Annotated in this window: 20 protein-coding genes and 1 tRNA gene; 8 read left to right on the top strand and 13 right to left on the bottom strand. The window is 64.8% G+C overall.

What is annotated here, in order from left to right:
* Window positions 1-26: 26 nt before the first annotated feature.
* Window positions 27-1,355, top strand: coding sequence for an aspartate aminotransferase family protein (locus tag J7E80_RS21945; protein ID WP_215054332.1), 1,329 nt, complete (start codon window positions 27-29; stop codon window positions 1,353-1,355).
* Window positions 1,356-1,487: 132 nt separating this feature from the next.
* On the opposite strand, the gene J7E80_RS21950 is transcribed toward J7E80_RS21945, so the two are convergent.
* Both J7E80_RS21950 and J7E80_RS21955 read right to left on the bottom strand, forming a co-directional pair.
* Complete coding sequence (locus tag J7E80_RS21950; RefSeq protein ID WP_215054333.1) at window positions 1,488-2,081, bottom strand: short chain dehydrogenase; 594 nt, start codon at window positions 2,079-2,081, stop codon at window positions 1,488-1,490.
* Window positions 2,078-2,704 (bottom strand): GntR family transcriptional regulator, encoded by a 627-nt coding sequence (locus J7E80_RS21955; protein ID WP_251037230.1) that lies wholly within the window; start codon window positions 2,702-2,704, stop codon window positions 2,078-2,080. The genes J7E80_RS21950 and J7E80_RS21955 overlap by 4 nt, the downstream gene beginning before the upstream one ends.
* A gap of 682 nt (window positions 2,705-3,386) precedes the next feature.
* Here J7E80_RS21955 and J7E80_RS21960 point away from each other — a divergent pair.
* The 4 genes from J7E80_RS21960 to J7E80_RS21975 all read left to right on the top strand — a co-directional run bounded on the left by J7E80_RS21960 (window position 3,387) and on the right by J7E80_RS21975 (window position 7,064).
* Entirely contained in the window at window positions 3,387-4,274 is an 888-nt protein-coding gene (locus J7E80_RS21960; RefSeq protein ID WP_215054335.1) for an ABC transporter ATP-binding protein, read from the top strand.
* The gene (locus tag J7E80_RS21965) at window positions 4,274-5,185 is read left to right on the top strand and encodes an ABC transporter permease (RefSeq protein WP_396020832.1); all 912 of its coding nucleotides are present in this window, start codon (window positions 4,274-4,276) and stop codon (window positions 5,183-5,185) included. The genes J7E80_RS21960 and J7E80_RS21965 overlap by 1 nt, the downstream gene beginning before the upstream one ends.
* A 66-nt stretch (window positions 5,186-5,251) precedes the next feature.
* The gene (locus J7E80_RS21970) at window positions 5,252-6,589 is read left to right on the top strand and encodes an LLM class flavin-dependent oxidoreductase (protein WP_215054336.1); all 1,338 of its coding nucleotides are present in this window, start codon (window positions 5,252-5,254) and stop codon (window positions 6,587-6,589) included.
* Window positions 6,590-6,668: 79 nt separating this feature from the next.
* Window positions 6,669-7,064, top strand: a complete 396-nt coding sequence (locus tag J7E80_RS21975; protein ID WP_215054337.1) for a hypothetical protein — start codon at window positions 6,669-6,671, stop codon at window positions 7,062-7,064.
* A gap of 15 nt (window positions 7,065-7,079) precedes the next feature.
* Here the strand turns inward: J7E80_RS21975 and J7E80_RS21980 are convergent, their stop codons facing one another.
* Genes J7E80_RS21980 through J7E80_RS21990 form a run of 3 tightly spaced genes read right to left on the bottom strand, consistent with a single transcriptional unit; the run spans window position 7,080 to window position 8,453 of the window.
* Window positions 7,080-7,556: an NUDIX domain-containing protein gene (locus J7E80_RS21980; protein WP_215054338.1), complete on the bottom strand. Its 477-nt coding sequence runs from the start codon at window positions 7,554-7,556 to the stop codon at window positions 7,080-7,082.
* A 15-nt stretch (window positions 7,557-7,571) separates the two neighbouring features.
* Window positions 7,572-8,168, bottom strand: a complete 597-nt coding sequence (locus J7E80_RS21985; protein ID WP_215054339.1) for a DNA-3-methyladenine glycosylase I — start codon at window positions 8,166-8,168, stop codon at window positions 7,572-7,574.
* Window positions 8,169-8,198: 30 nt separating this feature from the next.
* On the bottom strand, window positions 8,199-8,453 hold the full coding sequence (locus J7E80_RS21990; RefSeq protein WP_215054340.1) for a cell division protein CrgA: 255 nt from the start codon (window positions 8,451-8,453) through the stop codon (window positions 8,199-8,201).
* Window positions 8,454-8,628: 175 nt separating this feature from the next.
* Here J7E80_RS21990 and J7E80_RS21995 point away from each other — a divergent pair, with 175 nt between their 5' ends.
* Both J7E80_RS21995 and J7E80_RS22000 read left to right on the top strand, forming a co-directional pair.
* The gene (locus J7E80_RS21995) at window positions 8,629-9,426 is read left to right on the top strand and encodes a class E sortase (protein WP_215054341.1); all 798 of its coding nucleotides are present in this window, start codon (window positions 8,629-8,631) and stop codon (window positions 9,424-9,426) included.
* Between the two features lie 170 nt (window positions 9,427-9,596).
* The gene (locus J7E80_RS22000) at window positions 9,597-10,238 is read left to right on the top strand and encodes an aminodeoxychorismate/anthranilate synthase component II (RefSeq protein WP_215054342.1); all 642 of its coding nucleotides are present in this window, start codon (window positions 9,597-9,599) and stop codon (window positions 10,236-10,238) included.
* Between the two features lie 65 nt (window positions 10,239-10,303).
* Here J7E80_RS22000 and pknB read toward each other — a convergent pair whose 3' ends face one another.
* The 7 genes from pknB to J7E80_RS22035 form a co-directional block, all read right to left on the bottom strand.
* Entirely contained in the window at window positions 10,304-12,196 is a 1,893-nt protein-coding gene (gene pknB, locus J7E80_RS22005) for a Stk1 family PASTA domain-containing Ser/Thr kinase (RefSeq protein ID WP_215054357.1), read from the bottom strand.
* A 66-nt stretch (window positions 12,197-12,262) separates the two neighbouring features.
* Window positions 12,263-14,101, bottom strand: coding sequence for a protein kinase domain-containing protein (locus tag J7E80_RS22010; protein ID WP_215054343.1), 1,839 nt, complete (start codon window positions 14,099-14,101; stop codon window positions 12,263-12,265).
* A complete protein-coding gene (locus J7E80_RS22015; protein WP_215054344.1) occupies window positions 14,098-15,555 on the bottom strand; it encodes a penicillin-binding protein 2 in 1,458 nt (485 codons plus the stop codon). The genes J7E80_RS22010 and J7E80_RS22015 overlap by 4 nt, the downstream gene beginning before the upstream one ends.
* On the bottom strand, window positions 15,552-17,009 hold the full coding sequence (locus tag J7E80_RS22020) for an FtsW/RodA/SpoVE family cell cycle protein (protein ID WP_215054345.1): 1,458 nt from the start codon (window positions 17,007-17,009) through the stop codon (window positions 15,552-15,554). Before J7E80_RS22020 ends, J7E80_RS22015 begins: the two co-directional genes overlap by 4 nt.
* Entirely contained in the window at window positions 17,006-18,808 is a 1,803-nt protein-coding gene (locus tag J7E80_RS22025; protein ID WP_215054346.1) for a PP2C family serine/threonine-protein phosphatase, read from the bottom strand. Before J7E80_RS22025 ends, J7E80_RS22020 begins: the two co-directional genes overlap by 4 nt.
* Before the next feature lie 2 nt (window positions 18,809-18,810).
* The gene (locus tag J7E80_RS22030; protein WP_215054347.1) at window positions 18,811-19,293 is read right to left on the bottom strand and encodes an FHA domain-containing protein; all 483 of its coding nucleotides are present in this window, start codon (window positions 19,291-19,293) and stop codon (window positions 18,811-18,813) included.
* Window positions 19,290-20,033: a DUF3662 and FHA domain-containing protein gene (locus J7E80_RS22035; protein ID WP_215054348.1), complete on the bottom strand. Its 744-nt coding sequence runs from the start codon at window positions 20,031-20,033 to the stop codon at window positions 19,290-19,292. Before J7E80_RS22035 ends, J7E80_RS22030 begins: the two co-directional genes overlap by 4 nt.
* A 398-nt stretch (window positions 20,034-20,431) precedes the next feature.
* Here J7E80_RS22035 and J7E80_RS22040 point away from each other — a divergent pair.
* Window positions 20,432-20,514: transfer RNA gene (locus J7E80_RS22040), tRNA-Leu, on the top strand.
* 112 nt (window positions 20,515-20,626) lie between these two features.
* On the opposite strand, the gene J7E80_RS22045 is transcribed toward J7E80_RS22040, so the two are convergent.
* Window positions 20,627-21,577 carry a 2-hydroxyacid dehydrogenase gene (locus J7E80_RS22045; protein ID WP_215054349.1) on the bottom strand — a complete coding sequence of 317 codons (951 nt, stop codon included), beginning with the start codon at window positions 21,575-21,577 and terminating at the stop codon, window positions 20,627-20,629.
* Window positions 21,578-21,796: the final 219 nt, after the last annotated feature.

Below are 21,796 nucleotides of genomic sequence, written 5' to 3' on the forward strand. Positions count from 1 at the left end.
CGCTCTTCCCCTGAGAGGAACTTCCCATGACCCATTCCCAGACCGCCTTGGCTCCAGCAGTCACCAACGCGGACGTGGTCGCCCTTGACCGCGCGAACGTCTTCCACTCATGGTCGGCGCAGAAAACCCTGAACCCGCTGGTCATCGCCGGTGGTTCAGGTAGCACCGTATGGGACCATGACGGCCGCACCTATCTGGATTTCTCGAGTCAGCTGGTCAACACCAACATCGGGCACCAGCACCCGCGGGTCATCGAGGCAATCAAGCAGCAGGCCGAATCCCTGGTCACCGTCGCCCCGGCGCATGCCAACCACACCCGTGGGCTTGCCGCCGAAAAGATCCTCGCCCACGCCCCGGACAACATGGACAAGGTCTTCTTCACCAACGGGGGCGCCGACGCCAACGAAAACGCCATCCGCATGGCACGGCTGCACACAGGCCGGGACAAGGTGATCTCCCGGTACCGCTCCTACCACGGCAACACAGGTGCAGCGATTGTCGCGACGGGTGACTGGCGCCGGATCCCGAACGAGTACTCCCGCGGCCACGTCCACGTTTTCGGGCCCTACCTGTACCGTTCGGAGTTTTGGGCTGAAACGCCTGAGCAGGAGTCGGAGCGCGCCCTGCAGCACCTGCGCCGCACCATTGAGGCCGAAGGGCCGCAGTCCGTGGCGGCAGTGCTGCTGGAAACCGTTCCCGGCACCGCCGGGATTCTGCTCCCGCCGCCCGGATACCTCGAGGGCGTGCGCGAGCTGTGCGACCAGCACGGAATCGTCATGATCCTCGACGAGGTCATGTGCGGCTTCGGGCGCACGGGCAACTGGTTCGCCCTCGACGCGTACAACGTCAGGCCGGACCTCATCACCTTCGCCAAGGGCGTCAACTCGGGCTACGTCCCGGTCGGCGGCGTCATCATCTCCGAGGAGATCGCCGCGACCTTCGATGAGCGTGTGTTCCCGGGCGGCCTCACCTATTCCGGGCACCCGCTGGCTGCTGCGTCCATCGTCGCCTCCATCGAGGCCTTCGAGGAAGACCACATCGTCGAGAACGCCGAGCGCATCGGCCGTGACCATCTCGCACCCGGCCTGGCCGCACTCGCTGCCCGGCACCCGGTCATCGGCGAGGTCCGCGGACGCGGCGTTTTCTGGGCCCTGGAACTCGTGCAGGATCCGCAGACGCGGCAGCCCGTCACGCCGGCCTTCATGGGCCGGATCAAGGCGGAGCTCCTGGACCGCGGGCTGCTGCCGTTCATCGCGGACAACCGCATCCATGTCGTCCCGCCGGCCGTGGTCACGCCCGAGGAAATCCGCCGGGCCCTGGAGATCTACGACGAGGCACTCGCCGCGGTGAACTGACCACACGGTGAACTGACCATGCCGTGAACTAACCAGCGCTGTCCCCAAGGGCAGGAACGTACGACGCCGGCCGGTCACCTTGCGAGGTGACCGGCCGGCGTCGTGATTATTGCTGGGGTAGGGCAGCGGGATCTAGCCCAGCGAAAAGACTTTGCCGGTCTGGATGCCTTCAACGGACTTCAGGTAGGCCTGTCCGACAGCCTCGGCGGGCACCTTGGTGAATCCGGGAAAGTAGTCGTGGTAGTTGGTTGCTTCTTCCAGAACCGAGGGGCTGACCGCGTTGATGCGCAGGCCCCGGGGAAGCTCGGCGGCCGCAGCCATGACGAATGATTCGAGGGCACCGTTGGCCAGCGATGCCACGACGCCGGTGTTGATGGGTTCGCGGGCGAGGACGCCGGTGGTCAGAGTGAAGGAACCGCCGTCGTTCAGGTACGGGGTGGCAAGGCGGACCAGATTGACCTGGCCAAGGACCTTGTCCATGAAGCCTGCCTTGAAGTCCTCCTCAGACAGGTCGGCCAGAGGCTTGAACGGCACGGCGCCGGTGCAGGCGACAATCGCGTCCAGCTTCCCGACCTGCTGCAGCAGGTTCTCCATCGAGCCAGCTTCCGTCAGATCAACCCTGAGCTCTCCGGAACGGGAGGCCTCGAGGACCTCATGCCGGTCCGCCAGCGCTTCGGCAGCCGCAGCACCCAGACGCCCGCTCGCACCGATAACCAGAACTTTCATGCAGTTTGCTCCTCGTTGTTCAGCAGCGCGATGAATTCCTTGGCGCTGTCAATGGTGTGGACCGTGAACGCGGCTTCGATGGCGTCCATGTCTCCGGTCCTCATCGTCCTGACAAGTTGTTCGTGGACTTCGTGGGCACGCACAGGGTCGGCCCGGGTGGCCTGGTCCTGCGCCAGCGCAATGGTCAGGTGCGCCTCAGTGACCGGCCAGAGGCGCAGCAACAGGGCATTTTCCGAAGCGGCCCAGATGCTTCGGTGGAACGCGATGTGGGACTCGTGCAGCACCACAGGGTCCGGATGGAAGGCGACCCTGTCATACTCTTCCCAGCTCGCCTCGACGAACTTCATGCGCCGGCCGGAAGTGTCTTCAAGAATGGACGCCACAGCGAGCATGTCGAGCGCCATCCGGGTCCTTGCGATATCGAGGATTTCGGCGGCATGAAGGGTCGCGACCCGCAGCCCGCGGTAGGGCTCCTGCACCAGAAGACCCTCTTGGGCAAGCTGGGTCAAAGCCTCTCGGATGGTCGGCCGGCTCACGTTCAACATCGCCGACAGCTTGACCTCGGTGAGCTTATCGCCGGGCTTAATGGACCCCGACACGATTCCGCGGCGAATTTCATTCATGACAGCGTCCCGTCGGGACACTGACGCCACGGGGGAGAGCCCGCCGACCCCGCCCGAGGGAGATAGTGGAGAACCCAGGCTCACGGATGGAATTGCATCTTTCATTTTGCTCCGCCTTATATCCGGTATCGCTATCCAAGCCCTCGCTGATTGTCAGACGAAGTTACAGTAAAGAATAGCCCGAGTAAGGACAATAAGCGACAGCGGATCAACCGCAGCTTTATGGCTCCTCAACTGACCCTAGAGATGGAAGCACCGGGACAGCTCATCGGGTTAGCCGTAATAATTCACCGGCCCCGCCAAAATGTGGTCCTGGCGCGGCACCTCGGCGCTGCCCCAGGGGCCCGTCATCTGCGGTATCCGAACGTAGCGTTTCCGTCGCGTGGCGGCACGGAGCGCCCGGATTTCTTCGGTGGATCTGTCCCAGGTGTCGGCATGTTACTTCCGGTTTGCTCGGTGTTTCCCCCTGAGTCAGTCCCCGCCAGCGAGGGCGCCTCAGTAGGCGGTTACGCCCCGTTTCCTTGCATGACCGCTGCCCTTTTGGCACCGATTCGTCTCTGTTCTAGTGGTGGACACAAGCCGACAGGCCCAGTCCACTAGATCGAATCCAGTCCACTACATCGAATTCGGGAAGAACCGACCTGCTGAAGGAAACAACACCGTGACAGTGAATGCGCGCCCCATGCCTAAGATCAGCCTGCGAAATATCGGTAAACAGTTCGTTGTCCGGCCAACCAAGGCCAACCCGCAGGGCTCCATCCTCGCGGCCTTGGACGGCATCTCCCTTGACGTCGCGGCCGGGGAATTCATCACTCTCGTCGGGCCCAGCGGCTCCGGGAAAACCACCTTGCTGGACCTCCTGGCGGGCCTGACCCGGCCGGACACGGGCCGGGTGCTGGTGGACGGCAGGGAGGTGACCGGGCCCGGCCGGGACCGCGCCGTGGTATTCCAGCAGTACGCCCTGTTCCCCTGGCGCACGGCAGCATCCAACGTGGCCTTCGGCCTGGAGGGCACCGGAAACGACGGGGTCAAACGCAGCCGCAGGGAACGGACGAGCAAAGCCCGGGAGTACCTGGACCTGGTGGGCTTGTCCGGCTTCGAGGATCGCTACCCGCACGAGCTCTCCGGCGGCATGAAGCAGCGCGTCGCGATTGCCCGCAGCCTCGCCTATGAACCAGACATCCTGCTCATGGACGAGCCGTTCGCCGCGCTGGACGCCCAGACCCGCGAGCAGCTGCAGGAGGAACTGCTCCGCATCTGGCGGTCCACAGGCAAGACCATCCTCTTCATCACCCACAGCATCGAGGAAGCGGTCTACCTGGGCCAACGTGTTGCGGTCCTGAGCTCGCGCCCCGGCAGGCTCAAGCAGATCGTGGACATCGATCTCGGCGAACGGGCCGGAACCGGCGATGTCCGCGCGAATAAAGCCTTCGTTGAGCAAAGGCACAGGGTGTGGTCGCTGCTGCACGGGGAGGTCCTGAAAGCCCGGGAAGCAGGACACGCGAAGATCCTCCCGGACGGCTCCGCCCCTGACGAGAAACGCCCATCAAGCAACGGAAAGGCAGCCTGATGACAGCGCCGACACTCACCAACACCCCGGACGCCGTTGCCGGACCAACTTCTGCAGACTCAAACGCCGACGGCGGCCGGACAGCTACGTTGGCTCCGTCCCGGATCCGCGCATCCCGGCTGCGTACCGGAATCCTGACTGTGCGGCGGGCCGTGTGGAGTTCGGGAGCGATCCTGCTGTTCCTGCTCCTTTGGGAGCTCGGCCCGACCTACCTCGCCACGGACTCAGCACGCGTCTTCCTTCCCCCGCTGCATGAGGTGCTGCAGGCTTTGGGGGCGCTCATCGCGAACGGCCAGCTGCAGAGCCATCTGTCGGCCAGCCTCACCAGGTCAGCAAGCGGCTTCGGGATTGCCGTCGTGGCCGCAGTGGCGCTTGGCCTTCTGGTCGCCTGGTACCGGTCCCTTGACCAGTTCCTGAACCCGCTGCTCGAAGTCTTCCGGAACACTGCCGCGCTGGCGCTGCTGCCGGTTTTCACCTTGCTGCTGGGAATTGGCGAGGTCTCCAAGATCAGCATCGTGGCCTACGCCGCGTTCTTCCCCGTGCTGCTCAACACCATCGCCGGCGTCCGAACCGTGGACCCGTTGCTGGTCCGGGCCGCCCGATCACTTGGCTTATCCAATCTGGAGCTGTTTCAGAAAGTGATCCTTCCCTCGGCGGTACCCACCATCTTCACAGGGATCAGGATGGCCGGAACCTCATCCATCCTTGTGCTCATTGCAGCTGAGATGGTGGGCGCCAAAGCCGGCCTCGGCTACCTGATCGTCAATTCCCAAATGAGTTTCCTCATCCCGGACATGTACGCCGGAATCCTCACGGTGTCCTTGCTGGGCTTGCTGGTCAACTACCTGCTGGTCGCCGTCGAACGCCATTTCTCCCGCTGGCGCACCGCCGTCGGATCCCAGTCCAGCTAAACCATCACCCAAAGGAACAACCATGTCACTGACCACAGAAACCAAACTTCAGGCCCGGGGGCGGAAATGAGCGGGGAGCGGCAGCTGCACCTGAACGCGTTCCTCATGAGCACCGGGCACCATGAGGCTTCCTGGCGGCTGCCGGAAAGCGACAGCTTCGCCGGGACGGACATTGCGCATTTCCAGCAGCTGGCCCGGACAGCGGAACGTGGAAAGTTTGATTCCATATTCTTCGCCGACTCGCCGGTGCTGCACGGCGACGTGCGGCAGCGCCCGTACGGGACACTCGAGCCGACCGTGCTGCTCAGCGCCATCGCCGCCGTGACCAAGCGGATCGGGCTGATCGCCACTGCCTCCACCACGTACAACGACCCCTACAACCTGGCACGGCGGTTCGCCTCGCTGGACCACATCAGCGGCGGCCGGGCCGGCTGGAATGTGGTGACGACCGCCGGCGAGGCCGCGGCGCGGAACTTCTCCCTGCCGGACCAGCCGGCGCACTGGCGCCGCTATGAGCGGGCGGCCGAATTCCTCGCTGCTTCCAGGAAGCTGTGGGACAGCTGGGAAGACGACGCTCCTGTGGGGGACAAGGCGGCCGGAGTCTGGGCGGACAATTCCCGCGTCCATGCCGTAAACCACACCGGCCGCTACTTCCGGATCCAGGGGCCTTTGGATGTGCCGCGTCCGCCCCAAGGGCATCCGGTGATCGTGCAGGCCGGTTCGTCCGAGGACGGCAAGGACTTCGCCGCCCGCTATGCCGAGGCAGTATTCACGGCGCACCAGACCCTGGCGGAGGCCCAGCGGTTCTACTCCGACCTGAAGCGGAAGACGGCCGCCGCAGGCCGCGACCCGGAAAGCATCAAGATCCTTCCGGGCATCGTCCCGGTCATCGGCTCCACGGAGCAGGACGCGCGGCGGCTGGAACGGCAGCTCGATGAGCTCATCCATCCCGAGCATGCGCGGAAACAGCTCGCCGGAGTCCTGGGGGTCTCACCGGAATCCCTGCCGCTGGATGCCCAGCTGCCCGAGGACCTTCCGTCCGAGGACGTGATCGAGGGTGCCAAGAGCAGATACACCCTGATCGTGGACCTTGCCAGGCGGGAGCGGCTAACAGTGCGGCAGCTCATCGGCAGGCTCGGGGGCGGCCGCGGCCACCGGACATTCTCCGGCACGCCTGAGCAGGTTGCAGACGCAATCCAGCAGTGGTTCGAAGCCGGGGCAGCGGACGGGTTTAACATCATGCCGCCTGTGCTTCCGTCCGGCCTGGATGCCTTCGTGGGCCATGTCATACCGATCCTGCGTGAGCGCGGAATCTTCCGGCACGAGTACTCAGGGCGGACGCTGCGCGATCATTACGGGCTGCCGCGACCGGTCAACTCCTTCCATCTGCCCAGCTTCGCCTAAGGCCCTGGGACGTCTTTCCCAACACGTGCCGGGAACCCCGCATCGGAGTATCATGCTGGCTACCAGGAAGGTCTGAACCATGCACGTACTCCAGACAGCCACCGAAGCTCTCAACGTCTCTCGGATTAACAGGGTGGCTTATCTCAGTCCGGGAGAAAGGATCTTTCTGACGGAGAAGACCGGCCGGCCGGATTTTGCCACGCCGGATCAAGGCGAAGTCATAGCGGACATCGGGCACGTCATTCCTGTGACACTCTGCTATGTCGACGACGAGCTCGAGGGTCAACTGATCGTCAGCTCCCTGACACAGCTGATCGCCTACGAAACCCAGGGCGTCATTGACTTCAGCCGGATCCAGCAGGAAGCCCGTGAACAGGTGGCCCGCCTCAGGGCGGAGTCCGGCGGCGAAACCCCGGAACCAGCGTCGGTGCAACCGCTCGGACGCCTCGACCCCGACAACCTGCCGCACAACTAAGACCCAGCCGGCCCATCAAGAGCTCTTGGTGCGGAGATGCTGGATGAGCGCATCGAGGATCGGCTGTTGGCCCTTTACCAGCTTGGTGCGGGCTTCTGGCTCGGTGGCCCAAATGGCATCGTCGATCTCAGGGAAGCTTTGGACGGTGCCCGATCCCTTCGGCCATTCCAGTGAAAAAGTGTTGCTCACGATGCGTTCGGGGTCGAAGTCGGACTCGGCCGTGTAAACCGTGATGACCTTGCCCGACGGTTGACGGAAGGAGCCCAGTTCCGCGTAGTCGACGGCCGGTGCAGGCACGCCCATCTCCTCGGCGAACTCACGCTTCGCAGCCACCAGCGGGTCCTCGTCCTGGAGGTATTCCCCTTTGGGAATGGACCAGGCGCGATCGTTCTTATGTGCCCAGAACGGCCCGCCCATATGGGCTATCCAGACCTCAAGGTCCGCTGCGGCCCGCTGCCGGTACAGCAGAATGCCTGCGCTCAAAACCTTCATGTGCCCTCCGCATTCCTACGCCCACACCCCGGACGATCCCCGGCGGTGGCTGTCAACGAGATGCGTGTCCACCATCCCGATGGCTTCCATGAGGGCGAACATCGTGGTGGGCCCGACGAAGGCGAACCCCTTTTTTCTCAGTGCCTTGGACAGGGCAATGGATTCCGGCGACTGGGTGGGCACATCCGCGTATGTCGACGGCGCCAACGCGGAGGCGGGCTGAAAGCCCCAGACGAAGTCCACGAGTCCGCCCTCGCTGCGCAGGGCAATGGTGGCCCGGGCGTTGGTAATGGCGGCACGGATCTTGAGCCTGTTCCGCACAATCCCCGGATCCTGCAGGAGGCGCTCAACGTCGGCCTCGGTGTAGGCGGCTACCGTGTCGGGATGGAAGTCTGCGAAGGCGGCACGGAAAGCGGGCCTTTTGCGCAGGATCGTGGCCCAGGACAGGCCGGCCTGAAACGCCTCCAGGCTGATGCGTTCGTAGAGGCCCTGTTCATCCCGGACGGGCAGGCCCCATTCGGTGTCGTAGTACTCACGCATCAGCGGGTCGACGGCGGCCCACGCCGGACGTGCGAGGCCGTCCTCGCCGATAATGACGCCGTCGGCGGTCATGGCAGCGTGAGGGTCATGGCTGCGGGAGGGTCAGGAACGCCAGCGCGTGGTCATCAGGAAGCCCATGATCGCGATGCCGAATCCGGCCACGATGTTCCAGGAGCCCCAGGTGCCGACGGGGAGCGTTCCCTCGCTGATGTAGAACGTGATGATCCAGAGCAGACCAATGATCATGAGCCCGAACATGACAGGTTTGAACCAGACAGGGTTTGGCTTGTAGGCCTGCGTCGAGGAGACCGGCTCGGCTGCGCGGGCGGTCTTCTTACGTGGCTTTGACTCGGGCACATGTCCTCCTTGGCGGGCTGAATCAAGAACGGAGACTGTGGCTTGATATCCTGCTGAAAGGAATATTGCCGGCGGTCTGCGCGCTCCTGGTCAAGTCTGAAGCTTACTAGCAGCCAATACTAGCTGTACTTCAGGCCACACCAACGCTCACCGCAACCGCCTTGGAGGAGAACGCGTGGTACTGCAGGAGAAGGTGACATCCCCTGCCGCGCCAGCAGCCGGCATCGTGATCCTGCGCAAGGCCGTGCAGATTATCGGTGAGCTGCTGATCACGGCCGGCATTGTCCTCCTCCTCTTTGTCGGCTGGCAGCTGTGGTGGACGAACGTTGCCTCGGACGCCAAGCAAAGCGAAGTGGTCAAGGACTTTGCGCGGGGCCTCGGTGGCCCCGCCACCCCCAAACAGCCGCCAACCCCGGGCTCGGGGGCAGCCCCCGGGGCGGCGGATTACGGCGCGCCGGTGGTCGCCGCGGCTCCTGCCCATGGCGGCACCATCGGGATCATGTACATTCCCCGGTTCGGTCCGAACTATGCCCGCCCCATCGTCGAGGGCACCACCGCTGATGTGCTGGATACGCTGGGCCTGGGGCACTACGGCAGCACGTCCATGCCGGGCGCCGTGGGGAACTTCGCGGTGGCCGGGCACCGCCAGACGCACGGTGCCGTGCTGGACAATATCCACACCCTCGTCCCCGGTGACAAAATCTATGTGCAGACACGGGACGGCTACTACGTCTACGTTTTCCGCAACAACCGCATCGTCATCCCGTCCAACGCCGATGTCCTGCTTCCGGTGCCCTCGCGGCCCGGCGCCAGGCCCACCGAAAGATTCCTGACCATGACCAGCTGCAACCCGCGCTTCGGTTCAGAGGAGCGGATCATTGCCTACTCGGTGCTGGACCACTGGCAGCCCACGTCGGCGGGGCCGCCGTCGGAAATCGCCGCCCAGGTGGCGCGCGCACGAGGGGAGGGCTGAGACTTGTACGGTTGGATATTCCGACACCTGCCGGGCCCGCTTTGGCTCCGCATCCTCACGTCCGTGGCACTGATCGCCGGCGCCCTGTTCCTGATGGTCGAGTTCCTCTTCCCCTGGATGTCACAGTTCACACAATTCACCGACTCAACGATTGGTGCTACAGCTAAACCATGAGTAAAACCAAGATCCTCGTCGTGGACAATTACGACAGCTTCGTCTACACCCTGGTGGGCTACCTCCAGGAGCTGGGCGCCGAGACCACCGTGGTCCGCAACGATGACGTCACGCTCGCCGAGGCGATTGAAATGGCGGAAACGCGCGACGGCGTACTCATCTCGCCCGGACCGGGCTCGCCGTCCGAGGCCGGGGTCTGCATCGAGCTGATCAGGTGGTGCGGGGACAGCAGCAAACCCATGTTCGGCGTCTGCCTCGGCCACCAGGCCCTTGCCGAGGCCTACGGCGGCATCGTGACGCACGCGCCGGAGCTGATGCACGGCAAGACGTCCCTGGTCCAGCACGAAGGTTCCAGCGTCTTCACCGGCCTGCCCTCCCCGGTCACGGCAACGCGCTACCACTCGCTGGCCGCTGTCCGCGAGTCCATTCCGGACATCCTCGAAATCACCGCGGAGACCGCGAGTGGCGTGGTGATGGGGCTGCAGCACCGCACCGCCCCGCTGTGCGGTGTGCAGTTCCACCCGGAATCAGTCCTCACCGAGGGCGGCTACCAGATGCTGGGCAACTGGCTCGAGTCACTGGGCATGGCAGGCGCAGCCGAACGCGCGGCGAAGCTCAGCCCGCTCATCCAGCACTAGAACTTCGGCGCCGGTGCTTAGCGCCGTTCCCTTTAGCGCTGTTCCTGGCCCCGCCAGCCGTGCCGCTAGGGCTTCCCGCTTGCACTGGGGCTGGGCGACGGGCTGGATGTTTTTGTGGGAGTGGGCTTCGGCTCCGGAGCCTTGGCGATCGTGACAGTGATCGGCGTGCCCTGATCCACGAGTGAATTGAGGGGCTCGCTCTGGCCCGTGACCTTGCCGGGAGCCACCTGGGAGTTCTCCACTTCCGTGATCACGGCCGGCAGTCCGAGTGCCTTCAGCGCGGCCTCCGCCTCGGCGCGCGTCATTCCCCGGAGTTCGGGCATGGCGACCTTCCCCGTGGAAACGACAATCTCCACGGTGCTCCCCACGGCGACCCGCTGGCCTGGAGCCGGCTTGGTGGTGATCACCAGGCCTGCGGGAACCGTGGCGCTGTTGGCCATGGTAGTGGAGGGCGCGCCCACTAATCCGGCCTGTCTGAGGATGTCGCGCGCCGCGGCTTCGGTCCGTCCGGGCAGCGCCTCCGGAATTTTGACGGCGCTGGGGCCAGCCGAAATGTTGAGGGTCACCTCCGACTCCGGCTCCAGCATTGATCCGGTCACGGGCACCGTGCCAATGGCGGTGCCCTCAGCGATCGTCTCGTGCTGCACGCGTTTGATCTGCGGCCGGAGCCTGGCATCGTATAGCACCTGCAGGGCTTCAGACTCGGTGCGTGACTCCACGGACGGGACGGCCACCTTGACCGGCTCCGGCGGCGGCTGGTTCATCGCGTTGTACAGCCACAGCCCGCCGCCGGCCAGCACCAGGACGGTGAAGATGACAAAGGTGGCGATCCACGCCCGACGGCGGGACTTCTGTACGCGCGTGCGTTCCCTCTCGCGGGGGAGCCCCAGGGGAAGATCGTCCTGCTCCGCGGTCTCATAGAGCGAGGTGGCCTCCGCAGGCAGCACGGCCTCCTGGTCAGCCGGCTCCTGGGCCTGCCGGATCCTCCCGCCGGGGGCATCGTCCAGGAAGCTGGCGCCGGTCATGGAAAAGACGGCAGTCGGAGGGGAGTACTGGGGCTCCGGAACGTGGTCGCTGGGATCGGTCGGCGCCTCGCTTGCCGAGGCTGCGGGCACCGGGACACCGTTCTTCGCGGCACGGAGGGCGCGCATGAAGGCCGCCGCATCCTGGAAGCGGTCGGCGCGGTTCTTCTGGAGCGCTTTCGCCAGCACGCTGTCCAGGGCTTCGGAAACTTCGGGGTTGAAGCTGCTTGGGGGCTCCGGGATCTCGCGCACATGCTGGTAGGCCACGGAGACTGGGCTCTCACCAATGAACGGCGGGCGTCCGGCCAGCATTTCGTAGAGCAGGCAGGCAGCTGAATAAAGATCGCTGCGGGCATCCACGGTTTCGCCGCGCGCCTGCTCCGGAGAGAGGTACTGGGCGGTGCCCACCACGGCCTGCGTCTGGGTCATGGTGGCGGCGGAATCGGCCATGGCCCGCGCGATGCCGAAGTCCATGACCTTGACCATGTCGGAGTTCTCGCAGAACATCACATTTGCCGGCTTGATGTCCCGGTGGACGATGCCGGCCTTGTGGCTGTACTCCAGCGCGGACAGGACACCGAGCGTGAAGCTGATGGCCTGGTCGATGGTGATGTCCTTGGCCCGGATGAGGTCCCTGAGGGTTTGCCCCGCCACGAATTCCATCACGATGTAGGGGACCCGGATCTGGTCGTGCGCGTCGCCGGGGACAGCGTGGTCGCCCGTATCGTAAATGGCCACGATGGACGGATGGTTCAGGGCTGCAACAGCCTGCGCCTCGCGTTTGAACCGGGCCTGGAACTGCGGGTCCCGCGCCAGGTCCGGACGGAGCAGTTTGATAGCCACAGTCCGGCCCAGGCGGGTGTCAATTCCGCGGTGCACATCGGCCATGCCTCCCCTGCCTATGAGCTCACCGAGCTCATAGCGTCCGCTGAGCATGCGCTGGGCAGTCACCGGGAGGCGGTCCTCCCGGTGCGACGGCGATCTTGGCGGTGTGGTCACGGCTTACCCTTGGCCCGCGGTGGGGCTCGGAGAGATGCTGGGGCTGGTCCCCGGCGGGGTAATCAGGGCTCGGGCGAGGTGGTAGGTCACCACGGAGCCGTCCTCAACCTTGCTGCCGGCGCCCGGTTCGGACCTCACGAATGTTCCAGCTTCCTGTCCCGGTTGCCCGGCCACATCTTCGCCCTTGACCCAGCGCAGGCCGGCCTTTTCGATCGCGGCCCGCACCTCGGCTTCGGTGCTGCCCACGCTGATATCCGGTACGGTGACCTGCTCCGGGCCCTTGGAATAGGTGACCTTGATCGTCTCACCAGGCTGCACCGGACCGGAGGGGTTGATGTCAGTGACCGTGCCGGGGGGTGCCGGGTCGAACGCCTGTACTCCGTCCACCTGGAGTCCGAGCCCTATCAGCTCACTGCGTACCTCTGCGAAGGGCCGCCCCAGATAGGCATCGGGAATGATGTTGATCGACTCCGGCGTGGTCGCAGTGGGCGAGGGTGTGGTGGGGGAGGGACTTGCCGACGTCGTGGTAGGCGAGGGGCTGGCACTCGTTGTGGTCACCCGGCTGGGCGCACTCGTCGTCGTGCCTGCAGGTGACTGCGGCGGGAACAGGATGCCTGCCTGGGTCAGGAGGAAGCCAATGAGGGCGAAAAGCACCAGCAGGATCAGGGCGATCAGTGGCCAGGTCCACGGACTGCGTCCGCGCCGTTCCGGCTCATCCACCGGTTCCTGGTCGTACTGCTCCTCTTCCTGAACCCAGGTGCGCTCCGCGGCGAGTGCGTCAGCCCGCGACAATGTGCTGCCTGCCCTCGTGGAGGTTCCTTCCGAGGCGGCCGCTCCAGCGGCGCCGGCTGCCGCAGCACCCGCAGCGGCGCCGAGCACCGGCAGGGCGGAGGTCGCCGTCGAGCTTTTCTCGGACCCGATAACCCCGGTGGGTGCCGTGTGCGTCCTGACCGGGGCCGTGATGGGTCCGGTGGCACCCTCATAGAGCAGCATGCCGGGAACAGCGGCGTGGGCGGCCGAAATGTCGCCGTTTCGGATGGCCTCGGCGGCTTCGGAAAGCTTGATCGCGTTGGCCGGCCGGTTCTTCGGGTCCTTGGCAAGCATGGACATCAGGAGGGCCCGGACCGGTTTCGGAAGCGTTTCCGGAAGCGGCGGCGGGGCATCGTTCACCTGCGCCAGGGCGATGGCGATCTGGGATTCGCCGGAGAACGGCCGGTGCCCGGTGAGGCACTCGTAGCCGATGACGCCGAGCGAGTAGATGTCCGAAGCGCCGGTGGCTGTCTGCCCGGTTGCCTGTTCCGGAGCGAGGTACTGCGCGGTTCCCATGACCTGGCCCGTCTGGGTCAGCGGTACCTGGTCCGCGAGGCGGGCGATGCCGAAGTCGGTCACCTTGACCCGTCCGTCCGGCATGATCAGCAGGTTGCCTGGCTTGATGTCACGGTGTACCAGCCCCTGGGCGTGGGCCACCGACAACGCGCGGGCGGTCTGGGCGATGATGGACAGCGTGCGGTCCGGAGAAAGGACCTGCTCGTGTTCGATGATGCTGCTCAGCGGCTGGCCCGGAACCAGCTCCATGACGAGGTAGGCGGAACCCTCCTCCTCACCGTAGTCAAAGACGTTGGCGATGCCCACGTGGTTCAGAAGTGCTGTGTGGCGCGCCTCCGCGCGGAATCTCTGGAGGAAGCCAGGATCGCCCGTGTACTCCTCTTTGAGCACCTTGATAGCCACGATGCGGCCGAGGATAAGGTCCTTGGCCTTCCAGACTTCGCCCATGCCGCCGATCGCAATACGCGTGGTCAACTGGAATCTGCCGCCGAGGGTGATTCCCGATGTAGGCCTCACTTATTCAACACCGCCTCAAAAATCTTCTTTGCGTTCGGACTGGTTAGCTGTGCGCCGGTGGTGATGTCCACGCCTTGCATGACGATGGTGACGGACACCTGCGGGTCATTCGCCGGAGCGAATCCGGTGAACCAGGAGTTGTTCAGGCCCTCGGTTCCCAGCTCGGCGGTTCCTGTCTTGCCGGCAACTTCTACTCCCGGGACTGCCGCACCGGCACCGATGCCTTCGCTCACCACACTGGTCATCCATTTGGTGATCTGGCTGGCAATCTCCGGCGTGGTGGAGGTCCGCAACGGAACCGGCGCCGGTTCTTCGAGGACACGGAGGTCCGGGGACCGCACGGCCTTGATCAGGTTGGGGGACATCTGCACACCACCGTTGGCGATAGCCGAGGTCATCAGCGCGATCTGCAGCGGCGTGGCGCGGACGTCGCGCTGGCCGATGGCGGACTGGGCGAGTCCGGCTGCGTCCAGGTCCCGCGGGAAGATGCTCTTGGCATAGTCGAGCTTGAGCTGGTCCCCAAGTTCCTGACCCCAACCGAATTTGGCGGCTTGGTCGACGATTGCCTCCTCGCCGAGCTTCTGGGCGATGCTCGCAAACGGGGTGTTGCAAGACTGCTGGAGGGCGAACGCGAAGTCGGCGGTGTTCCGCGTGTAGCAGTTGCCGCCCGCGTAGTTGGGCAGCCGGTACTGGATGCCCGGGAAGGTCATTTCTGCCGGGTTGGGCAGGCGGCTGTCCGCGTTGTATTCGCCGGAGCTCAGCGCTGCCGCGGTGTCCACCAGTTTGAAGACCGAACCAGGGGCCAGCAGGGATCCTGTGGGGCCGCTGACCGACGGGTTGAGGTTGACCCCGGGGATCTTGATGATCTCGTTGTAGTTGGCCTGTTCCTTGGTGGCATCCTGGGTGGCGATGAGGTTGGGGTCGTAGGACGGCTTGCTGACCATCGCCAGGATGTCGCCGGTCTTGGGATTCGTAACGACGATCGATCCGCGTTGGCCGTCCGGGATGAGGTCGTACGCCAGCTTCTGTATTTTGGGATCGATGGTCAGTTCGACGGATGCGCCCTTGGGCTGGTTGCCCAGGAACAGCTGCCCGATGCGGTCAAGGAACAGCTGGTCCGAGCTGCCCGCAAGCTGCTCGTCCATGGCGCGCTCAAGCCCGGTGACGCCGTAGTTCTTCGAGAAGTACCCCGTGATGCCGGCATAGAGCTCAGGCTGCGTGTACGTGCGCTGGAACTTGCAGGTTTCGGAGCCCTTCACCGATTCGGCAATGGCTGTGCCGCCCACGAGGATGGCGCCGCGGTCGTTGCAGTAGTTTTGAAGAATGGCCCGCTTGTTCCACGCATTGGCCTTGAGTTCGTCTGCGCCAACTACCTGCACATAGCTGAGGGCACCGAAGATCAGGGCGAACATGGCGATCGCGGCAACCCACGAGTGTCGAATTGCCTGGTTCACAGTTGTTTCACCGCCTCGGTGGGAGCATCGGGAAGGGTCTGGGTGGAGTTTTTGCCGGGCCTGCCCGGAGCGGGAACAGGCTGCTGGGCCGTTGTCTGTGCCTCGGGGGTCCGGCCCGGCTGCATGGGTGTCGTGTCCACCGGTCCGCGGGCCGTGTGCGAGATCATCAGGAGCAGGCCCACGATGATCCAGTTGGCCAGGAGCGAGGATCCTCCGGCGGCCAGGAACGGCGTGGTCAGGCCCGTCAGCGGGATGAGCCGCGTGACGCCGCCGATGACCACAAAGCACTGCAGGGCCACCGCGAAGGACAGGCCGCATGCCAGCAGCTTGCCGAAGGCGTCCCTCGTACCGAGCGCCGCCCGGAAGCCGCGGGTGAACAGCAGCAGGTACATCATGACGATGGCGAACAGCCCGATCAGGCCCAGCTCTTCACCGAAGGACGCGATGATCATGTCGCTGTTGGCGAAGGGGACCAGGTTGGGGCGGCCTTGGCCGAGTCCGGTGCCCACCAGCCCGCCGTTGGCCATGCCGAACAGGCCTTCGACGATCTGGCCGCTGCCGCCGGGGGACCGGCCAAAGACTTCCTCCGTGAAGGCATTGAGCCAGGAGTCGATGCGGAGGGCAACGTGGGAGAAGACCCGGGAGGCAGCAAAGCCGCCGCCGAGGATCAGCGCCAAGCCGATGACGACCCAGCTGATGCGGCTCGTGGCCACGTAGATCATCACGATGAACAGGCCGAAGAACAGCACGGAGGAACCGAGGTCGCGCTGGAAAATCAGCACGCCGATGCTCACAAGCCACGCTGTGATCATCGGTCCCATGTCCTTGAACCGCGGGAACTGCAGGGGGCCGATCTTACGCCCCGCAAGCATAATCAGGTCGCGGTTTGAGGAAAGATAACCGGCAAAGAATATGGCGAGCGTGATCTTGGCGACCTCGCCCGGTTGGAACGTCATGGGGCCCAGCTTGATCCAGACCCGGGCGCCCAGGATTTCGCCCGCCGAGACGCCAGGGATCAGCGGCAGGATCAGGAGCAGTGCGCTGACGGCCAGCGAGATGTACGTGAAGCGGCGCAGGATCCGGTGGTCCTTGAGGAACCAGATGACGACAATAGCGACCGCCATGGCAATCAGCGTCCAGCGCAACTGATTGTTGCCGGTGTCCTCGCCGGGGGCATCCAAGCGGTGGATCATGGCCAGGCCGAGACCGTTGAGGGTAACGACCAGCGGAAGCATTACCGGATCGGCATATTTGGCGCGGATCCGGAGGACGATATGGAAAACCAGGGACGCAACCGCAAGAAGGCTGGACTGGAACCAGAAATCGGTATCGAAGGAGCTCTGTTCGTCGATGCTGATCAGCGCGTTGGCGCCGATGCTCACCGAGAGTGCCAGCAGGAGCAGCGCCAGCTCCACGTTCCGCCGGGGCTTCGGCATTGTGTCGGCGTGGGTCATTTGCCCCCCTCACAGGTTGCGGTCGGGGAAGGTGTGGCGGACGCACCGGCGGCGGTTGCCGGCAGCGCGGTCGGCCTGGGGCTTGCCGTGGCGGCAGGCCGTTTGGCAGCCGCGGCGCCGGACGCCACAGGTTTGGCAGTGGGCTTGGCCGTAGTGGGGCTCGGAGTCGGGGACGCTGTAGCGGTCGGGGAGGGCGTGAGGCACTCGTCCGAGGGGGCCGTGGTCCCCGTGCGCTCAAGGTTCTTGACGATGCGCTGGGCATCGTAGAGATCCCGGGCAGGCACAGTCTGACGCACGCGCTGCTGCGAGAACTGGGGGAGGGTATCCATCCGGATATCCGTGACGGCCTCCAGCGTGGACAGTTGGATGGGTCCGAGGCGCTGCGAAACGCCGTTGAAAATCGCCACCCGCTGGTCGAATTCGCCAATGTAATAGCGCGTTTGCGTCCAGGCATAGCCCAGCCAGAGACCGACGGCGAGGATTACGAGGGCAGCGGCGGCGATGCCCATGGTGACCCAGCGGCGGGGGCGCCGTTCCTGGCCGAATTCCTCGGCTTCGTCACGTGCCGGCTCTGCCTTGTGAGTCAGGAGGGTGGCTGCCCGGCGCGCCACGGTGCGCCCTGCGATGGTGGGGATGGAGCCGGTTTCGGCCGCGGTGACTGCTGCGCCCACGAGGAGGTGGGGCCGTGAGGACAGCTCCTGCCGCAGTACCTCGGCCGACAGGTGCTCGCCCAGATGGGGGTCTGTGGATATTGTCGGCTCCTTGCCGGAATCCTGCCCGGAGTCCGAGTTCGAGTCCGGTGCACCGCCGCCGCTGCTAGTGCCATTGGCCGCACCGTTGTTGTCGGTAGCAGCCTCCCTAGGGGCTCGGGTGGAGCCCGGCGCTGGGATAGAGATAGGGGCCGGAGCTGACTTGTCAGTTTTTTCCGCGGAAATGGCTGCGGCCGGAGCGGGGGCAGGAGGAGCGGGTTTTTCTGCCGTCAGTTCCGCCGGAGGCACGATGTCGACGGCGGCCGTCCTGACGTCGTCGACCGTCTCTTCGGCAATTTCCACCATGACAACGGTGACGTTGTCCGGGGCGCCGGCTTCCAGCGTGAGGTCCACGAGCGTTTCCACGCATTCGCGGATGTCCTTGGTTTCGCGGACGGTCCGCTCGACGACGTGCCCGGCGACGTAGTTCAGGCCGTCGGAGCACAGCAGCCAGCGTTCCCCGGGCTGCACGTCCAGCGTTGCCAGGTCCAGTTCGGGGCTGGCGTCGACATCCCCGAGGACGCGCATGAGGACGTTCTTGTGCGGGTGGGTTTCGGCTTCCTCCGGCCGGAGGCGGCCTTCATCAATCAGGCGCTGGACGAAGGTGTGGTCCACGCTGATCTGTTCGAACTCGTCATTGCGGAGCCGGTAGGCACGTGAATCGCCGATGTGGGCGAAGTGCAGCTTGCCCTCTACCAGGAGCAGGGCCGTTACCGTGGTGCCCATCCCGGCAAGTTTGGGGTTGATGTGGACGAGTTCGGACAGCAGGGAGTTGGCCGTCTGGATTTCGTCAGCGAGGACGGTCTCGGCGTCGCCGTCGTACTCGTCCGTGTCCAGGTGGATCATGTCCAGAACCGTGGCGGCGGAGGCTACGTCACCGCCTGCATGCCCGCCCATGCCGTCAGCCACGACGGCGAGGTGCCGTCCGACATAGGCCGAGTCATCGTTTTTGGCGCGGATGCGGCCGACGTCGGAGCGGGCGGCATAGCGCATAATCAGGGGACGCGGAGAGGCTGGCGCCTGCTCCGCGGGAATGTCCGGATCGGCCATGGCTATGGCCTCAATTCAATGACCGTCTTGCCGATTCTCACGGGTACGCCGAGGTCCACAGGGAGGGCCCGGGTGAGCTGCTGATCGGCCAGGTAGGTGCCGTTGGTGGAGCCGAGGTCTTCAATGAACCAGCGGCTCCCCTGCGGGAAGAGTCTTGCGTGCCTGCCGGAGGCATAGTCGTCCTCCAGTACCAGGGTGGCCTCCTGGGCCCTGCCGAGGAGGATGGGGCTGGCAGCCAGCGGAATAGTCCGGCCCTTGAGCGGGCCCTCGGTCACCACCAGCTGGCGGGCCTGCTGCTTGACCGGCGGTGGAGCCTGCTCGGCCAGTTCGGGGTTTTTGCGCACCTGCCGCGCTGTGGGGACGCCCGTGGCCGCTTTTCGGCCAATCATGAGGTCGCGGCGCATGGCGGAGACAATGCTGAAGATCAGGACCCAGAGAAGCAGGAGGAATCCAAAGCGCAGGGCGGTGATGGTCAATTCGCTCATGGGCGGCCGCCAGTGTTGGCGGGCAGGAGGCGGAAGATGATTTTGGTCCGTCCCATCGTGATGGTGGAGCCGTCCGTAAGCTCCATGCTGCCGGCAACTTTGTGTCCGTTGACGTAGCTGCCGTTCGTGGACCCCAGGTCCACGGCCGTTGTGGTGCCACCGGCAGTCTGGATTTCCAGATGGCGGCGCGAAACTCCCGTGTCATCCACGAGAATGTCAGCTTCCGATGAACGGCCCAGAACTATTGAAGGGGCATTGAGTGAATACCGCTGGCCGTCAATGTCCAGGACGGGCTGCAGGCGGGTGGGCTGCCGGCTTGGCGCTGCGGGAACGTTGGCACGCGGCGCCGGCGCTGCGGCCGGGCCGGAAGCCTTTTCCGTCTTGGAGGTGATTTCGAAGTCACCGGGACGGTGGGCCTCGTCCCGCCGGAACGAAATGCGGACCGGTCCCTGCAGCGTGTAGCCCTGGCTGCGGACGTGGTTGATCACCACATCGCAGAGTTCCTCGGCCAGAGGGGTTCCCCATTCCTGGGCCCGCTGGAAGTCGTCGTCGCTGAGCAGCACGTCAAAGACGTTGGGTGCCAAGGTCCGTCCGGCAGCGATGGTGATGGCCTTATGGTCCACTTCGCGGCGCAGTCGGCTGGCGATTTCCACGGGTTCAACCTGAGCCTTGGAACCGGTGGAGAAGACGCCGCGGACGGCCTTCTCAATGCCGCGCTCGACTTTGTCCAGCAAACCCATGGTCCTTCTCCTTTCTTTGCAGCTGCAGTGCAGTGCCCCTCGTGGAACATAACCCGCAACGCACGTCGCGACAGAGCGCGAGCCCGCCGGCAACGGGCGCCTATACATCCGATACTACTTGCCACCCCGGTGAATGACCTTAATCCACAACGTGCCGGAGTCTCGATTCGTTCATTCCGGGCTTCCCCGTGTAACGGTGATCACATGGGCTGCAGGGCCTTGGCCGACGAGCGCAGGGGATCCCGGGTCGGCCCCTGCATTCGCCGGCCAATCGGTTTGACGGACCCCCAAATCGGCCGATTGGCGTTTTGCCGTAATTGTCCGTTATGCTTGATCTCGCTGCTTTTACGAGGTTGCAACTCCGGAGTCCGGGGCTGGAACTGAGTGGAAGAAGTTGCGCGCGAGTGGCGGAACGGCAGACGCGCTGGCTTCAGGTGCCAGTGTCCGAAAGGGCGTGGGGGTTCAAATCCCCCCTCGCGCACGCATCAAAAACACCCCGGTCTTCGGACCGGGGTGTTTTTCTTTGCCCTGATGTGGGGGTGTAGACGGCGTTATGGGGTTATAGGACAAAACGTGTGTAAATCCCGGGTGTGTCAGGGGACCGGCGTCACCAGGGTTCGGTCAGCTGCGAACTGTGCAAGGTTCGCGAGGGTGAGCTCTGCCATCGCGGCGCGGGTCTCGCTTGTTCCGCTGCCAAGGTGCGGCAGCAGGACCACGTTGTCCAGGGACAGCAGATCCTGCGGGACCTTCGGCTCATCGGCGAAGACATCAAGGCCGGCTCCACCCAGATGTCCGGCCAGCAGCGCCGCCACGAGAGCCTGCTCGTCGACAACCGAGCCCCTGGCGATGTTGACGAGGTAACCGCCCGGACCGAGTGCCTCGATGACCTCACGGTCAACCACGTGCACAGACTCGGGGCCGCCTGCCGCTGCCACGATCAGTACATCCGACTTCCTGGCCAGCTCCAGCGGCGAGGACGCGTAGTCATACGTCACCCCGGCCGCCTTGTTGCGGTTGTGGTAGCTGATGGTGCAGTCGAAGCCCTCGAGCCTGCGGGCAATCACTTTTCCGATCCGGCCAAGGCCCAGGATCCCCACCCGCTTGCCGCTCGCCTTGGTGGCCAGGGGAAAGTTTCCCTTTCGGACCCAGTCACCCCGGCGAACATAGCGGTCTGCGGCGCTGGTGCGGCGCAACACGTCCACGTAAAGGGCGATGGCAGTATCCGCCACGCAGTCATTGAGGACATCCGGCGTATTGCTGACGGCGATTCCGCGTTCTGCCGCCTGCCTCGTGTCCGTGGTGTCGTAGCCAACGCCGAAGTTCACGACCGCCCGGAGATTAGGGAGGGCACGCATCAATTCAGTTTTCACACCGAAGCGCCCTGACGTGACAGCGACGTCAAAAGTGTGGCCGTGACGTGCAAGGAACTTGGCCTGGCCCGCTGCGGAATCGGGCAGCCGGACACCGCCGTACACCTCGGCCACCGTGTCCTGGACAGTTTGCATAAGTGGTCCTACCTGCAGGACAGCGACGTTGTTGTTCATACGCTGCACAGTAGGTTCGGGCATCCATGTGCGTCCAACATGCAATTAGCATTGATCGATTCCCGATGTGTATCGGTAGGGCTACTTTCGCGGAATTCCGCGGCGGACGGGGCCGCGTGGCGCCCGTCACAGCACGCGGCCGGGTCACTGTGGACCCGACGCACGGCCCTGGGGGTGGCCCTCCCCTTGTGGGGCTTTTGGAAGCTCCACTAGCTTGAG

The organism is Arthrobacter sp. ISL-28, assembly GCF_018613875.1.
In the GTDB taxonomy this organism is placed as follows: domain Bacteria; phylum Actinomycetota; class Actinomycetes; order Actinomycetales; family Micrococcaceae; genus Arthrobacter.

Excerpts from the sequence above, each read along its gene's own strand:
- J7E80_RS21945 (WP_215054332.1), top strand. The coding sequence starts at position 27 with ATGACCCATTCCCAGACCGCCTTGGCTCCAGCAGTCACCAACGCGGAC.
- J7E80_RS21950 (WP_215054333.1), bottom strand. The coding sequence starts at position 2,081 with ATGAAAGTTCTGGTTATCGGTGCGAGCGGGCGTCTGGGTGCTGCGGCT.
- J7E80_RS21955 (WP_251037230.1), bottom strand. The coding sequence starts at position 2,704 with ATGAATGAAATTCGCCGCGGAATCGTGTCGGGGTCCATTAAGCCCGGC.
- J7E80_RS21960 (WP_215054335.1), top strand. The coding sequence starts at position 3,387 with ATGCCTAAGATCAGCCTGCGAAATATCGGTAAACAGTTCGTTGTCCGG.
- J7E80_RS21965 (WP_396020832.1), top strand. The coding sequence starts at position 4,274 with ATGACAGCGCCGACACTCACCAACACCCCGGACGCCGTTGCCGGACCA.
- J7E80_RS21970 (WP_215054336.1), top strand. The coding sequence starts at position 5,252 with ATGAGCGGGGAGCGGCAGCTGCACCTGAACGCGTTCCTCATGAGCACC.
- J7E80_RS21975 (WP_215054337.1), top strand. The coding sequence starts at position 6,669 with ATGCACGTACTCCAGACAGCCACCGAAGCTCTCAACGTCTCTCGGATT.
- J7E80_RS21980 (WP_215054338.1), bottom strand. The coding sequence starts at position 7,556 with ATGAAGGTTTTGAGCGCAGGCATTCTGCTGTACCGGCAGCGGGCCGCA.
- J7E80_RS21985 (WP_215054339.1), bottom strand. The coding sequence starts at position 8,168 with ATGACCGCCGACGGCGTCATTATCGGCGAGGACGGCCTCGCACGTCCG.
- J7E80_RS22000 (WP_215054342.1), top strand. The coding sequence starts at position 9,597 with ATGAGTAAAACCAAGATCCTCGTCGTGGACAATTACGACAGCTTCGTC.
- pknB (WP_215054357.1), bottom strand. The coding sequence starts at position 12,196 with ATGCTCAGCGGACGCTATGAGCTCGGTGAGCTCATAGGCAGGGGAGGC.
- J7E80_RS22020 (WP_215054345.1), bottom strand. The coding sequence starts at position 17,009 with ATGACCCACGCCGACACAATGCCGAAGCCCCGGCGGAACGTGGAGCTG.
- J7E80_RS22025 (WP_215054346.1), bottom strand. The coding sequence starts at position 18,808 with ATGGCCGATCCGGACATTCCCGCGGAGCAGGCGCCAGCCTCTCCGCGT.
- J7E80_RS22030 (WP_215054347.1), bottom strand. The coding sequence starts at position 19,293 with ATGAGCGAATTGACCATCACCGCCCTGCGCTTTGGATTCCTCCTGCTT.
- J7E80_RS22035 (WP_215054348.1), bottom strand. The coding sequence starts at position 20,033 with ATGGGTTTGCTGGACAAAGTCGAGCGCGGCATTGAGAAGGCCGTCCGC.
- J7E80_RS22045 (WP_215054349.1), bottom strand. The coding sequence starts at position 21,577 with ATGAACAACAACGTCGCTGTCCTGCAGGTAGGACCACTTATGCAAACT.